Source organism: Micromonospora sp. NPDC007220 (genome assembly GCF_040634035.1).
Taxonomy (GTDB): Bacteria; Actinomycetota; Actinomycetes; order Mycobacteriales; family Micromonosporaceae; genus Micromonospora; species Micromonospora reichwaldensis.
The window spans coordinates 1-14410 of sequence record NZ_JBEYEU010000042.1; the positions used below are offsets into that span (position 1 = coordinate 1).

Annotated in this window: 9 protein-coding genes; 4 read left to right on the plus strand and 5 right to left on the minus strand. The window is 74.9% G+C overall.

All coding sequences use genetic code 11. From position 1 onward, the window contains the following. Positions 1-117: 117 nt before the first annotated feature. A complete protein-coding gene (locus tag ABZ573_RS31390; RefSeq protein WP_151455351.1) occupies positions 118-942 on the minus strand; it encodes a MerR family transcriptional regulator in 825 nt (274 codons plus the stop codon). A gap of 73 nt (positions 943-1015) precedes the next feature. Further along, complete coding sequence (locus ABZ573_RS31395) at positions 1016-3286, minus strand: bifunctional diguanylate cyclase/phosphodiesterase (RefSeq protein WP_327030725.1); 2271 nt, start codon at positions 3284-3286, stop codon at positions 1016-1018. 204 nt (positions 3287-3490) lie between these two features. Between ABZ573_RS31395 and ABZ573_RS31400 the strand changes: the two genes are divergently transcribed. Further along, a complete protein-coding gene (locus ABZ573_RS31400; protein ID WP_327030724.1) occupies positions 3491-3868 on the plus strand; it encodes a PH domain-containing protein in 378 nt (125 codons plus the stop codon). 21 nt (positions 3869-3889) lie between these two features. Here the strand turns inward: ABZ573_RS31400 and ABZ573_RS31405 are convergent, their stop codons facing one another. Then, the gene (locus tag ABZ573_RS31405) at positions 3890-4816 is read right to left on the minus strand and encodes a 2-hydroxyacid dehydrogenase (protein WP_358122687.1); all 927 of its coding nucleotides are present in this window, start codon (positions 4814-4816) and stop codon (positions 3890-3892) included. A gap of 191 nt (positions 4817-5007) precedes the next feature. Between ABZ573_RS31405 and ABZ573_RS31410 the strand changes: the two genes are divergently transcribed. The 3 genes from ABZ573_RS31410 to ABZ573_RS31420 all read left to right on the plus strand — a co-directional run bounded on the left by ABZ573_RS31410 (position 5008) and on the right by ABZ573_RS31420 (position 9694). Beyond that, positions 5008-6822 carry a SpoIIE family protein phosphatase gene (locus tag ABZ573_RS31410; protein WP_358122689.1) on the plus strand — a complete coding sequence of 605 codons (1815 nt, stop codon included), beginning with the start codon at positions 5008-5010 and terminating at the stop codon, positions 6820-6822. A 67-nt stretch (positions 6823-6889) separates the two neighbouring features. Then, the gene (locus ABZ573_RS31415) at positions 6890-8065 is read left to right on the plus strand and encodes a PQQ-dependent sugar dehydrogenase (protein WP_327030721.1); all 1176 of its coding nucleotides are present in this window, start codon (positions 6890-6892) and stop codon (positions 8063-8065) included. 57 nt (positions 8066-8122) lie between these two features. Further along, positions 8123-9694 (plus strand): metallophosphoesterase, encoded by a 1572-nt coding sequence (locus ABZ573_RS31420; protein ID WP_358122691.1) that lies wholly within the window; start codon positions 8123-8125, stop codon positions 9692-9694. A gap of 692 nt (positions 9695-10386) precedes the next feature. Here the strand turns inward: ABZ573_RS31420 and ABZ573_RS31425 are convergent. Then, positions 10387-12744 carry a transketolase C-terminal domain-containing protein gene (locus tag ABZ573_RS31425; protein WP_358122693.1) on the minus strand — a complete coding sequence of 786 codons (2358 nt, stop codon included), beginning with the start codon at positions 12742-12744 and terminating at the stop codon, positions 10387-10389. Positions 12745-12909: 165 nt separating this feature from the next. Further along, positions 12910-14403, minus strand: coding sequence for an Asp-tRNA(Asn)/Glu-tRNA(Gln) amidotransferase subunit GatB (gene gatB, locus ABZ573_RS31430; RefSeq protein WP_151456243.1), 1494 nt, complete (start codon positions 14401-14403; stop codon positions 12910-12912). Positions 14404-14410: the final 7 nt, after the last annotated feature.

Sequence of the window (14410 nt, forward strand, 5' to 3'; positions counted from 1 at the left end):
CGGGCATCTGGCGGCTACTCCGGCCCCTCCTGGCGGAGCCGCCGTTGTCCAAGGGGCCCGCACCGCCCGCCACCGACTCCACGGGGGGCCCGACCCGCACCCGGGTCGGGCCGCCGCTCACGCCGCGACCACCGGCAACTGGAGTTCGGTGACGCCCTTCTCGGGCTCGTCCGGGCAGTAGTCCAGGTACAACTCGCGGGTGTACCCGTCGGCCCGCCAGCCGTTCGCCTCGATCCAGGTGGCGAGCACCTGGATGCTGCCCTCCACCTCGTCCATCGGCCCGTGGTGGATGATCGTCGCCGCGGTGGGCACCGCGGGCAGGTCGACGACGCCGAAGTCCCGGGCCGCCGAGGGGTCGGCGGTCACCGTCACCCCGGCGTGCACCATGACAGATTCGCCCTCCCCCGTCGCCTCGTACCAGGCCAGCCCCGGGCCGGAGGGCACGACGCCCGCCGCGCCGAGGCGCCGGAACAGCTCCGGGTAGAGCGGCTGGATCACCGTGGAGATGTCCGGCGTCTCGTAGCTGCGGGCCACCCCGGTCAGCTCCGCCACCCGGACCGCGGGCAGTTCCTTGAGTACGACGTCCTGGCTGGTCATCCGACCCTCCGTCTCGATCATGCGGAGCCTCGCCTCGACCCCGGCCAGGCGGGCGGTGTCGGCCGCCAGTTGAGCCTCCAGCTGGGACCGGCGCAGCCGCAGCATGCCGCGCAGTTCGGCGACCTCGACGGCGTCGTCGATGATCGCCCGCACCTGCCCGAGGGTGAGTCCCAGTTCCTTGAGGGCGATCACCCGGTTGAGCCGGCGGAGCTGCTCGGCCCGGTAGGACCGGTACCCGGTGTGCGGGTCGACGGCGGCCGGGCGGAGCAGCCCGATGCTGTCGTAGTGACGCAGCATGCGGACCGACACTCGGCCGAGCCTGGCGAAGTCTCCGATGGTGAACATGGCCCCTCACACGTTCGGCCCTGACACGGTGTCAGAGTCAACCAGGCGGGGGCGGGGGAACGTCGCCGCCCGGTCAGCGCGAGGCCGACGGGAACTCCTCGAAGTACGCCTCGACCCGCTCGGCGGTGGCCGGGCGGGCCAGCGCGAAGCCCTGCCCGTACCGGCAGCCGGCCCCCCGCGCGCCGTCGACCAGGCTCGCCGACTCCAACTCCTCGGCCACGATGTCCAGCCCCAGCCGGTCCCCCACGTTCACCACCACGTCGATCAGCGGGCGCTGCGGGTCCGCCGGGTCCACCAGCTGCGGGCCGACCTTGAGCAGGTCGATCGGCAACCGGCGGAGCTGCGCCAGCGAGGCGTGCTCGGCCCGGAAGTCGTCCAGCGCGGTGCGCACGCCCAGCGAGCGCAGCCCGGCCAGCCGGGCCACCACCGTCGGCAGCTCGGCACCCACCCGGGGCTCCGCCACCTCGACCACCAGCCGGTCCGGCGACAACCCGTACGCGTCGAGCACGGCCGCCGTCCGCGGCACGAAGTCGGGGAAGGTCAGCTCCCGGACGGTCACGTTCACCGCCATCCAGAGCTGCCGGCTCCCCGCCGACCAGGCGGCGAGCTGCCGGCAGGCCCGGTCCAGCACCCAGCAGCCCAGCTCGCCCACGATGTCGAGGTCCTCGGCCACCGGCAGGAACTCGGCGGGAAGCACCGTGCCGAGCACCGGGCTGCGCCAGCGCAGCAGCGCCTCCGTGCCCACCGGCTGCCGGTCGGTCAGGTCGAGCACCGGCTGGTAGACGAGGTCCAACTCGCCTCGGGCGACCGCCCCGGGCAGCTCCCGTTCCAGGTCGAGCCGGCGGACGAGCTGCTCCTCCAGATAGGCGTCGTACCACTCGACCCGGTCCCGGCCGAGCTGCACGGCCCGCCGCCGGGCCAGGTCCGCCTGGCGCAGCACGTCCTCCGGGCCGCCGTTGCCGATCTCGGCGAGCCCGATGCCGGCCCGCAGCCGCAGCAGCCCGCCCGCCGCGCGGTACGGCTCGGTGAGCGCGGCGAGCAGCCGGGTGCCCAGCGCGTACGCCAGCACCGGCCCGACCTCGGTCACCACGGCGAAGCCGGTGGCGGTGACGTCCGCGAGCAGGTCCCGGGGGCCGACCACCGCGCGGGCCCGGCGGAGCACCTCGGCCAGCACGTCCTCGCGGCCCTGGTGCCCGTCGGAGGCGGGGCCGGGTCCGTCGAGGTCGACGACGAGCAGCGCGCCGGCGGGGGCCGGCGCGTTCCGGAGGGCGGCGAGGGCCCGCAGCAGCGCCGGCCGGTCCACGGGCGCGCCGGACCGGTCCGGGTCCGCCGGGCGGTGCCCGACCGGCGGGTCGCCGGGGCCGGTCGGCTGCGCCGGATCGTGCGCCCGGAGCAGGTCGCGGAGCACCAACGGCGGGGCCAGCGCGAGCGCGAGCAGGACCGCGGTGAGGTCCGGCGGCCCGCCGTCGCGGAGCTGCCATCCGACGGCCGCCACGGCCGCGGCGGCCGGGACCACGGCCCGGGGCCACACCCTGGTCGGCGGGGCGGGTGGGTCGGGCTCCGGACGGGTCGCCCGCCGCGCCCCCGCCGCCGTCAGCAGCACCCCACCCACCAGCGGGGGTACGGACACCAGCGCCGCCCGCTCCGGTGCCGTGCCCGTCTGCAGGACGGCCAGCACCACCAGCCCGGACAGGGTGAGCGCCGCCCCGCCCCGGCAGCGGGCCGCGCCGGTCCGCCGCTGCGGCCCGGTCAGCACCATGAGCACGGCGAGCGCGAGGCCGCCCAGGACCACGGCAACGGCGAACCGCACCGGCGGGTCGAGGGCGTCGCGGGGCAGCAGCAGCCAGCCGGCGAGGACCAGCCCCAGGCCGGCGGCGGTCGCGTCGACGGCCCCACGGAGCCGGACCCGGGCGGACGGGCGGGGTCGCCGCGCCGCCGGAGGCAGACCCGCGACGAACAACGCGGCGGAGGCGGCGAGCCCCGACACGACGACGGCGGAGCGTCGGCCCGGTTCGGCGAGCGGGAGCACGGCGGCGGTGAGCCCCGCCGTCACGACCGCGGCGTCGAGCAGCACGGCGACGCGTCGGGGCGGCGCCGCGCGCCGGCGGGCGGCGCGGGACCGGGTGGGGACCGGTGCGAGGGTCGGCGGCGGGACGGCGGTGAGCCGGGAGAGCCGCGCGCCGGCCAGGGCGCAGCTGGCCGCGCCGGCCAGCGCCACGACGGCCAGGGCGGGCACCCGACCGGCCGCGCCGGCGAGCAGGAGCAGCGCGACGGCGGCGAGGACGAGGGTGTCCGGCAGTGTGGGACGGGGGATGGACGCGCGTTGCGGGTACGCGAGGGGCACGGCGGTCGCCTTCGTGAGGGGGCACGGGCGGTGCGACGGTGCGGGGCGCCGGACCCGGGGTCGGTCCGCTGCCCACCAGACGTGAACGAGCGGACAGGAAGGCGGTGACGCCGGGTCGACAGTGATCCCCGTCACTGACGCTCGCGGTGCGCCCCGGTGCCGCCCGGCGCGTACGGGGGCCGGCGGGGGTGGGATCATCGGAGGGTGAGCAGCTCCGACACCGTCCACTTCCGGCACAACCAGGCCATCCTGGCCGCCGCGATCGTCGCCTTCTTCGGTGCCCTGCCGGTGGCCGGCGCCCGGTGGTACCTGCTGCCGGTGCTGCTCGTCCCGCTCGCCGTCACGGTGTGGGCGTGGCGGGCCGGCACCGACGCGGACGCCCACGAGCTGCGCCTGCGGGCGCTGGTCGGGCAGCGCCGGATCAGCTGGGACCGGGTCGTCGAGCTGGCCGCCGACCCGCGCGGCCGGGCGGTCGCCCGGCTCGACGACGGCCAGCGCGTCACGCTGCCGGCCGTACGCGGCACCGACCTGCCCCGGCTGATCTCGGCCACCGGCCAGGCCCTGCCCGGCGCGACCGGCTGAGCACCGTCGCGCCGGCACCGCTCAGTAGCCGTCCACCACCGTGTTGATCAGCGGCTCGCCGGCGGCGAACCGGCGGACCTGGTCGCCGACCAGCCGGTACGCGCGCGGCAGCAGGCCGCGCACCGATCCGGCCACGTGCGGGGTGAGCAGCACGTTCGGCATCGCCCACAGCTCGTGGTCGGCGGGCAGCGGCTCGGGGTCGGTGACGTCCAGCGCGGCCGAGATCCGGCCGGTACGCAGCTCGGCGACCAGTGCCTGAGTCCGGGCCACCGGCCCACGGGCGGCGTTGACCAGCAGCGCGCCGTCCCGCATCGCGGCGAGGAACCTCTCGTCCACCAGCCCCCGGGTGTGCTCGGTCAGCGGCACCAGCAGCACCACCACGTCTGCCTCGGGAAGCAGCCCCGGCAGCTCCGCCACGCCGTGCACGCCCTGCTCCGGGCGGGCGGTCCGGGCCACCAGCGTGAAGCTCACCTCGAACGGGGCGAGCCGGTCCCGCACTGCCGTGCCGATGGAGCCCGCCCCGACGATCAGCACCCGCTTGCCGGTCAGCTCGTCGGTGGGGGCCACCTCGTCGTACGCCCAGTCGCGCCGGGCCTGCGCGCGGGCGAGGGCCGGGAAGCCGCGCAACTGGGACAGGATCGCCGTGACCACCCACTCGGCGGTGGACGGGTCGTGCACCCCCCGGGCGTCGCAGAGCGTCACGCCGGGCGGGACCCGGCCGGCCCACGCGTCCGCCCCGGCGGAGAGGAGCTGCACCACCGCCAGGTCGGGCAGCTCGCGCAGCAGCGCGGTGGCGTCCCCGCCGGCCAGGAAGGGCGGCACCCAGAACCGGACGCCGGCGGTGTCCGAGGGGAGCCGGGAGACGTCCTCGGCCACCTCGACCGTGACCTCCGGCGGCAGCTCACCGAGGAGTGTCCGGCCGGCCTGGTGCGGGATCCATACCTTCACGCCCGCCGACGATAGCCCCCGGCGGGGGTGCCCGCCGCGCGGGGCGGCCCCCGGCACCCGGACGGGCCCGCCCGACGCGGCTGAGGTGATCAGGGCGACGCTCCGGCGACCGCGTCGATTCTGGTCCGGAGGGGGTATAAGGGAGGACCGGAGTGCCGGTCGGCCTCCATCCGGCACGGACAGGTGGGTCAATGACCGACGGCTCCCGCGACGACACCCCGGAGCGGGCCGACCCGATCCCGGCGCTCCGCGATCCCGACCGGCTGCGTTCCCTCGCCGAGACCCGGCTGACCGCCGCCCCCGACGAGGCGTTCGACCGGTTCGCCCGGCTGGTCGGGGACCTGCTCGACGTGCCGGTCGCGCTGGTCTCCCTGGTCGACGCCGAACGTCAGTTCTTCCCCGGCGAGGTGGGCCTGGCCCGGCCGTGGGCCGCCCGGCGGCAGACCCCGCTGAGCCACTCGTTCTGCCAGCACGTCGTCGACCTCGGCACCCCGATGGTGCTGCCGGACGCCCGGCTCCACCCCGCCCTGCGGGACAACCTCGCCGTGCCCGAGCTGGGCGTGGTGGCGTACGCCGGGATGCCGCTGACCGACCTGGAGGGACACGTCCTCGGGTCGCTCTGCGCGATCGACGACAAGCCGCGCGACTGGACCGCCGAGCAGTTGCGGACGCTCGCCGACCTGGCCGCCGCCTGCTCCTCCGAGCTGCGGCTGCGGATCGCCCTGGAGGGCGCCGAGCAGGCCCGGCGGCGCGCGGAGGAGGCCAACGGGCGGCTGGAGCTGCTGGCCGGACTGGCGGGGACCCTGGCCGGGACGCTCGACGTGGCCACCGCGCTGCGCCACCTGCGCGACACGATGGTGCCGCTGCTGGCCGACTGGTCGCTGGTGACCCTGGTCGGGCCCGACGGGGCGCCGCGCGACGTGACCGCCGCGCACCGCGACCCGGCCCGCGCCCCCGACGTCGCCCGCTTCGCCGAGCTGATGCGCACGGGGCTGAGCCCCGACTCGATCACCCGGGCGGTGCTGCGTACCGGGCGGCCCGTGCTGGGCAGCGCCGCCACCCTCGCCGACGTGCGGCGGGGCACGATCGGGCCGGAGATGCCGGAGATCGCCGCCCGCCTCGGCTTCTCGTCGCACCTCAGCGTGCCGATCACCGACGCCGGACGGGTGCTCGGCTGCATCACCCTGATCAACGGGCCCCAACGGCGGCACTTCGACGACAGCGACCTGCTCATCGCCGAGGACGTCGGCCGCCGGGCCGGACAGGCGATCGGCAACAGCCGGATGTACGGCGAACAGCGGCACGTCGCGCACGTCCTGCAACACAGCATGCTGCCGCGGCTGCCCGTCACCGACGACCTCGAGCTGGCCGCCCGCTACCAGCCGGCGGCGGACCAGGTCGAGGTCGGCGGCGACTGGTACGACGCCTTCCGTCAGCCCGGCGGTGAGTTGATCGCGGCGATCGGCGACGTGGCCGGGCACGACATCGAGGCCGCCGCGACCATGGGACAGCTGCGCAACCTCGTCCGGGGCAACGCGTACGGCCGGCCCGACGCGGTCGACAAGCTGATGAGCCGCCTGGACGAGACGATTCGCGGGCTGCGCATCCCCGCCGCGGCCACCGCGACCCTGGTGCGGCTGCGCGCCGACGACGCCGGCGGCCAGCGGGTCACCTGGTGCAACGCGGGCCACCCCGCGCCGCTCGTGGTGCGGGCCGGCGGCACGGTGGAGGTGCTCGCCGGGACGCCGGAGCCGCTGCTCGGGCTGAACCGTCCGGTGCGGCGGACCAGCCGGCACGCCCACCTGGCCACCGGGGACACCCTGCTGCTCTACACCGACGGCCTCATCGAGCGGCGGGACCGGTCCATCGACGAGGGGATGACCGAGCTGGTCGCCCGGCTGGGCGGTACGGACCGGCTGCCGCTGGGCGAGTTCTGCGACCTGCTGTTGACCGCCGCGCCCCACCGGGAGGACGACGTCGCGCTGCTGGCCGTCCGGGCGATCTGACCGCCCCACCGAGTCGGTCCGATCCGTCGACCCCGGTGGGACGTTCCGGCGGGCTACCCTGGGCCGGGTGAGCGCCCGTCCCCCGTACCCCCGCACCCGCCGTCTCCGGACGGCCCTGGCGGCCTCGTGCGCGACGCTGCTGCTGGCGACCGCCGGTTGCAGCCTCGGCGAGCCGGAGCCCGACCCGGCCGGTGAGCCGCCGACCTTCCCGACGCCGTCGGCGACGGCGAGCCCCGGCGGCGCCGGCCAGGAGGTCGTCACCACCGTGCTGGCCAAGGGCCTGCGGGTGCCGTGGGCGATCGCCTTCCTGCCCGACGGCGCCGCGCTGGTCACCGAGCGCGACAGCGGCCGGATCCTGCGGGTCGGCCCCGAGTCGGGGCCCGACGGGCTGAAGGTCACCCCGGTGCAGACCATCGCAGACGTGGCGGCGTCCGGCGAGGGCGGGCTGATGGGCATCGCCGTCTCGCCCGACTACCAGCGCGACAAGTCGGTCTTCGTCTACTACACGACCGAGCGGGACAACCGGATCGCCCGGCTGGAGCTGGGCGGCACGCCGGCCCCGATCCTCACCGGCATCCCCAAGGCCGGCATCCACAACGGTGGCGGCCTGGCCTTCGGCCCGGACGGCCTGCTCTACGCGAGCACCGGCGACGCCGGCGACCGGCCGCAGGCGCAGGACGTCAAGCGCCTCGGCGGCAAGATCCTGCGGATCACGAAGGACGGCAAGCCGGCGCCCGGCAACCCGTTCCCGAACTCCCCCGTGTGGTCGCTGGGCCACCGCAACGTCCAGGGCATCGCCTGGGACGCCGGCAAGCGGATGTACGCCGTGGAGTTCGGCCAGAACACCTGGGACGAGATCAACCAGGTCACCAAGGGGCGCAACTACGGGTGGCCGACGGTCGAGGGGCGCGGCGACGACAAGCGCTTCGTCAACCCCATCGCCCAGTGGCCGACGTCGGACGCGTCCTGCTCCGGGCTCACCGCCGTGGACCGGCTGCTCGTCACCGCGTGCCTGCGCGGCAAGCGACTCTGGCTGGTCGAGCTGACCGACACCGGCACCGTGCTCGGCCAGCCGCGCGAGCTGCTGACCGACCGCTTCGGGCGGCTGCGTGCCGTGGCCGCCGCTCCCGACGGCTCGATCTGGGTGAGCACCTCCAACCACGACGGGCGGGGCCAGCCGCAACCCGAGGACGACCGGCTGCTGCGGCTGGTCTTCGCGGGCGGCGGGGCCGGCCGGAGCTGACGCACCGGCTCGTCCGGGTTTCCCAAGATCCTTCAGTGGGCAGGTCAGAATCTCACCATGGACGGCCAGGAGAACGAACAGCACGCGAACCGGGGCGAGGACGCCCCGGCGACCGGTCCTGCCCCGCGCCCGCTCCGGCGGGGTGGCGCCGACCGGACCGGCCGGCGCGCCCTCCGCGCGACCGGGTGGACCCTGGCGGTCCTCGTCGTAGCCCTGGTCGGCGTGGTGATCGGCGTGCTCGCCGGTGGCCGCGTCAGCACGGACATCGGCCCGTTCCAGGCCGACCTCACGGTCGCGCCGGCGCTGGGCGGCGGCACCACCGTCGACATCCCGCCGCTGGGCGCACTGCTGCTCGACAGCCACGACGGGCCGACCCACCTGACGGTGGAGCTGGGCGCGCTGGACCAGAGCCGCACGGAGGCGCTGCTCGACGATCCGGCGAGCATCAACCGGGCCAGCCAGTCGGCCGTCGACGACGTCCGCGAGGGCGTGCTGCGCCTCGGCCTGCGGACGCTCGCCTCGGCGGTGCTGGTCACCCTGCTGCTGGCGCTGCTGCTCTTCCGCGACACCCGCCGGGCGGCCTGGGCGGGCGGGCTGGCGCTGGTGATCACCGCCAGCAGCCTCGGCACCGCCGCGGCCACCATCCGGCCGGAGTCGATCGAGGAGCCGCGCTACGAGGGGCTGCTGGTCAACGCCCCCGCGATCGTCGGTGACGCCCGACGGATCGCGAACGACTACACCCGGTACGCCGAGCAGCTCCAGCGCATCGTCGGCAACGTCAGCCAGCTCTACACCACCGTGTCGTCGCTGCCGGTCTACGAGCCCGCCCCCGGCACGACCCGCGTACTGCACGTCTCCGACATGCACCTCAACCCGACCGGCTGGCAGCTCATCCGCACCGTCGTCGAGCAGTTCGGCATCGACGTGGTGATCGACACCGGGGACATCACCGACTGGGGCTCCGAGCCGGAGGCCTCGTACGTCGGCTCGATCGGCCTGCTCAGGAAGCCGTACGTCTACATCCGGGGCAACCACGACTCGGGGCGGACCGCGGCGGCCGTGGCCCGCCAGCCGAACGCGATCGTGCTGAGCAACACGACCACCACGGTCGCGGGGCTGACCATCGCCGGCATCGGCGACCCGCGCTTCACCCCCGACAAGAACACCTCGCCGGCGGGCAGCGGTCTCACCCAGCAGACTGCGGACCAGCTCATCGGAGTCGGCGACCAGCTCGCGGCCACGGTAGGCAGCTCGCCACGCCCGGTGAACATCGCGCTGGTGCACGACCCGGCCTCCGCCGGTCCCCTGTCGGGCGCGTGCCCGCTGGTGCTCGCCGGGCACACCCACGACCGGCAGGTCTCGAAGCTGCCCGAGGTGCCCGGGAAGGGACCCACCCAGCTGATGGTGCAGGGGTCCACGGGCGGTGCCGGCCTGCGCGGCCTGGAGGGCGAGAAGCCCACCCCACTGTCGATGACGGTGCTCTACTTCGACAAGGACAAGCTGCTCCAGGCGTACGACGACATCACCGTCGGCGGCACGGGGCAGGCGCAGGTGAACCTGGAGCGGCACGTCGTGGAGGACCCGAAGGCCGGTGCTCCCGTCCCCGTCACCCCCACCCCGACCCGCTGACCGCCGCCGCGTCGACCCGGCACGCCCCGAACGCCGCGCGAGTGATCGCGCCCCGCCTGACCGCCGCGCCTCCGACTGCCCTGCCCTGCCCCTGCCCCTGCCCCTGATCGCCCGGCCTTGGTCCCCGAGTCGTCGCGCACGCCGACGTGGCCGCAGTCGTGATGCTGGCCATCGACGGCATCGAGCGGTCGTTCTTGGCCGTCACCACGCCGCCGTCCGCCACCTGCGGCCGTCACCCTCAGTAAGCGACCTCGTTCGGGGCCGACCACGCCCTCGGACGCTTTGCTCTGCAGCCACGGATGCACCAGTGACTGACAGCAACGATCCGCTGTCGGCATTCGCCGGGCGTGATTTGCGCCGTAGCTGGTCAGAGGCATGGTGCATCCGTGGCTGCAGAGCAAAGGGCGCAAGGGGCACTGCCACACCTCTCGCTCGCCGTCACACTCCGTCACACAGGGCCTGAATTACCGTCGGTAATCAGCCCCGCGATCGTCGGCTGGCCCTGCGCCGGATGACCGTAGGAGGCCTTGACGCTGCTCGGCGATGGCTCGAGCGTCTCGCAGCACAAGGCTGGGGACCGGGTCCCGGCCGCCCTCCTGCACCCACGCCGCAGGCCCGCCCAGCCGCCGCCGTCCACCCGCAACCGCGCCCGCCCGCGCGGCGGGTGACGGGCCGCGACAGGCTCCTGCGGGTCAGCGCAGGGACAGGGCCGCGAGGGCGGCGTTGACGATGCTGCCGGGCAGCAGGTCGTGCAGGTCGTACAGCTCGTGGACGCTGCCGGACTGGCCGAACTCGTCCACGCCCAGCGGCACCGCCGGGGCGGCGAGCGCCGAGCCGAGCCACGCCATGGCGTGCGAGGCGGCGTCGTGCACCGTCACCACCGGCACCCGGTCGGCGAACGCCGAACGCAGCGCGCCCGGCACGCTCGGCACGGTGGCCGTGCGCACGCCCTGGCGCAGGGTGCGCTGCCAGGCCCGGTAGAGCCGGTCCAGCGAGGTGACGTCGACGACGTGCGCGGCGATGCCCTCCTCGGCCAGTTCCGCCGCCGCGGCGAGCACCTCGGGCAGCACCGCGCCGGAGGCGGCGAGCTGCACCACCGGGGCGTCGGCCAGGTGCGGGTACGCCTCGTGGGCGTCCACCAGCCGGTACGCCCCGGCGACCGTCTGCCGGCGCAGCACCGCGTCGCCGAGCCGGGCCCGCGCCGCCTCGAAGGGCGCCTGGTCGATCGGGCGGGTGCTGAGCCGGAAGTAGTACGCCCCGTCCTCGGCCGGAGCGGCGGTCGCCGACGGGGCGGCCCCGCCGGCGATCTGGCCCAGCGCGTCGCAGAGCAGCCAGTCCAGGGTGGCCGCGTACGCGGGTTCGAGGAACGTCACCCCGGGCAGCTCCAGGCCCACCGAGGCGGTGATGGTCGACTGGTGGGCGCCGCCCTCCGGGGCGAGCGTGATGCCCGACGGGGTGCCGGCGACCACGAACCGGGAGCCGGAGTAGGTGCCGTAGAGGAACGCGTCCAGGCCGCGCAGCACGAACGGGTCGTAGACCGTGCCGACCGGCAGCAGCGGTTGCGCCGACAGGTCCCACGACAGGCCGAGCTGCCCGAGCAGCAGGAACAGGTTCATCTCCGAGATGCCCAGCTCGATGTGCTGCCCGGCGGGGCTCTCCGTCCAGCGCAGCATCCGGTCCTCGGTCCAGGAGCGCTGCTCGGTCGGGGCGAAGACGCCGGTCTTGTTGATGAACCCGGCCAGGTTGGTGGAGGTCGCCACGTCCGGCGCGGTGGTGACCAGGTAGCGGCCCACCTCCGGGTTGCGGGCCAGCTCGACCAGCACCCGGCCGAAGACCTCCTGCGTCGAGATCGGCTTGTTCGCGCGTACCCGCGTCGTTTCCGGGACGGTGACGCCCAGCGCCCGCTCGCGGGGCGCGCGGGACAGCGCCTCCCGGCGCGCGCCGGCCCGGATGCCGGCCTCCGACGCCGGGTCCAGGCGGTCCCACTCGGTCTCGCGCGTCAGCCCGTGCGCGGCGCGCAGCGCGTCGACCTGCTCGGCGGTGAGCAGCGCCGAGTGGTTGCGCGGATTGCCGGCGATCGGCAGACCCCAACCCTTCACGGTGTACGCGAAGACCACGCTGGGCCGGTCGGTGACCGCGTCGCACTGGGCGTACGCGTCGAGCATCGCCGCCATGTCGTGCCCGCCCAGGTCGGTGACGAGCGGCCCCAGCTCGTCGTCGCCGACGTCGGCGATGAACGCCTCGATGCCGTCGGGTGCGCCGTCGAGGAACTGCTTGCGCAGCGCCGCACCGGTGAGCCCGAACAGCGACTGGTACTGCTCGTTGGGCATCGCGTCGATCCAGTCGCGCAGCGCCTCGCCGCCCGGCCGGGCGTACGCCTCGGCGAGCCGACGGCCGTACTTGACCTCCACCACGTGCCAGCCGGCAGCCTCGAACTGACCCCGCCACTGGTTGATCCGCACCCCGGGCACCACCCGGTCCAGCGACTGCCGGTTGAAGTCGACCAGCCACGTCACGTTGCCCAGGCCGGTGGTGGCCGGGTCGGCGACGGCCTCCCAGATGTTGCCCTCGTCCAGCTCGGCGTCGCCGATCAGCGCGACGAACCGGGAGTGCGGGCGGGCGCCGAAGTGCGCGTCGACGTAGCGCCGGGTCGCGGCGGCGAAGAGCGGCGCCGCCGCGCCGAGCCCGACGGAGCCGGTGGAGAAGTCGACCTCGTCCGGGTCCTTGGTCCGCGACGGGTACGACTGGAGCCCGCCCCGGGCGCGCAGCCTCGTCAGGTAGGAGCGGTCGAGGTTGCCCAGCAGGTACTGGATGGCGTGGAAGACCGGCGAGGCGTGCGGCTTGACCGCCACCCGGTCCTCGGCGTCCAGGTGCGCGAACCACAGCGCCGTCATGGCGGTGACCAGCGAGGCGCTGGACGCCTGGTGCCCGCCGACCTTCACCCCGTCGCCGGTGTCCCGGTCGTGGTTGGCCGCGTCCACGATCCGGGTCGCGAGCCAGAGCACCCGCTGCTGGATCTCGTCGAGGACGTCGAGGTCGGTACGGTTCACGGTCGACTCCAGGGGTCCGGCAGTCACCGTTGACGGCCGGTCGGGGGCGGGCGGGCTGCGCGGCGTGCACAGCCGCCGCGCACGACGGACGCACGCGGCGGCGCAGGTGTAGGGAAGGGCACCTTCCTATACGGAAAACGTCAGGAAGGTGCCCTTCCTTTCAGGTCAGGCGGAGAGGCGCTCCAGGATCAGCTCGCGGACGGTCTTGGCGTCGGCCTGGCCACGGGTGGTCTTCATGACCGCGCCGACCAGGGCTCCCGCCGCGGCGACCTTGCCGCTGCGGATCTTGTCGGCGATGTCAGGGTTGGCGGCGATCGCCTCGTCCACGGCGGCGGTGAGCGCGCCCGTGTCGGAGACGACCTCCAGGCCCCGGTTGGTCATGATCTGCGTCGGCGAGCCCTCGCCGGCCACCACGCCCTCCAGCACGGTACGGGCCAGCTTGTCGTTGAGCTTGCCGGCGTCGACCAGGCCCTGGAGCTCGGCGACCTGCGCCGGGGTGGCCCCGATGTCGGCCAGCTCCACGCCGGTCTCGTTGGCCCGCCGGGACAGCTCGCCCAGCCACCACTTGCGGGCGGCGGCCGGGGTGGCGCCCGCGGCGACCGTGGCCTCGATCAGCTCGACGGCACCGGCGTTGAGCACCGACTGCATGTCCGCGTCGGAGAGGCCCCACTGCTCCTGGAGCCGCCGGCGGTGCAGCCGGGGCAGCTCGGGCAGGGCGGCCTTCAGCTCGGCGACCCATGCGGTGTCCGGCGCCAGCGGCACCAGGTCGGGCTCCGGGAAGTACCGGTAGTCGGTCGCGGTCTCCTTGGACCGGCCCGGCGTGGTGTCGCCGGTGTCCTCGTGGAAGTGCCGGGTCTCCTGGGTGATCCGGCCGCCCGCGTCGAGCACGGACGCCTGCCGGATGATCTCCGAGCGGACCGCCCGCTCGACCGACCGCAGCGAGTTGACGTTCTTGGTCTCCGTGCGGGTGCCCCACTCCTCGCCGGGCAGGTTGAGGGAGGTGTTCACGTCGCAGCGCAGCGACCCCTCCTCCATCCGCACGTCGGAGACGCCCAGCGAGCGGAGCACGTCGCGCAGCTCGGTGACGTACGCGCGGGCCACCTCGGGGGCGAGCGCGCCGGTGCCGGGGACCGGCTTGGTGACGATCTCCACCAGCGGGATGCCGGCCCGGTTGTAGTCGACCAGCGACTCGGTGGCGCCGTGGATGCGACCGGTGGCGCCGCCGACGTGCAGCGTCTTGCCGGTGTCCTCCTCCAGGTGCACCCGCTCGATGCCGATGCGCACCAGCTCGCCGTTGACCTCGACGTCCAGGTAGCCCTCGAAGCACAGCGGCTCGTCGTACTGGCTGATCTGGAAGTCCTTCGGCATGTCCGGGTAGAAGTAGTTCTTCCGGGCGAAGCGGCACCACTCGGCGATCGAGCAGTTCAGCGCCAGGCCGATCCGGATCGTCGCCTCGATGGCGGCCCGGTTGGCGACCGGCAGGGAGCCGGGCAGGCCCAGGCAGACCGGGCAGACCCGGGTGTTCGGCTCGCCACCGAAGTCGGTCGGGCAGCCGCAGAACATCTTGGTGTTCGTGCCCAGCTCGACGTGGGTCTCCAGGCCGATCACCGGTTCGTAGCGCGCGACGACCTCGTCGTACGCGGGCAGTGTCGTCGTCATCTGAGCT

Excerpts from the sequence above, each read along its gene's own strand:
- ABZ573_RS31420 (WP_358122691.1), top strand. The coding sequence starts at position 8,123 with ATGGACGGCCAGGAGAACGAACAGCACGCGAACCGGGGCGAGGACGCC.
- gatB (WP_151456243.1), bottom strand. The coding sequence starts at position 14,403 with ATGACGACGACACTGCCCGCGTACGACGAGGTCGTCGCGCGCTACGAA.
- ABZ573_RS31390 (WP_151455351.1), bottom strand. The coding sequence starts at position 942 with ATGTTCACCATCGGAGACTTCGCCAGGCTCGGCCGAGTGTCGGTCCGC.
- ABZ573_RS31410 (WP_358122689.1), top strand. The coding sequence starts at position 5,008 with ATGACCGACGGCTCCCGCGACGACACCCCGGAGCGGGCCGACCCGATC.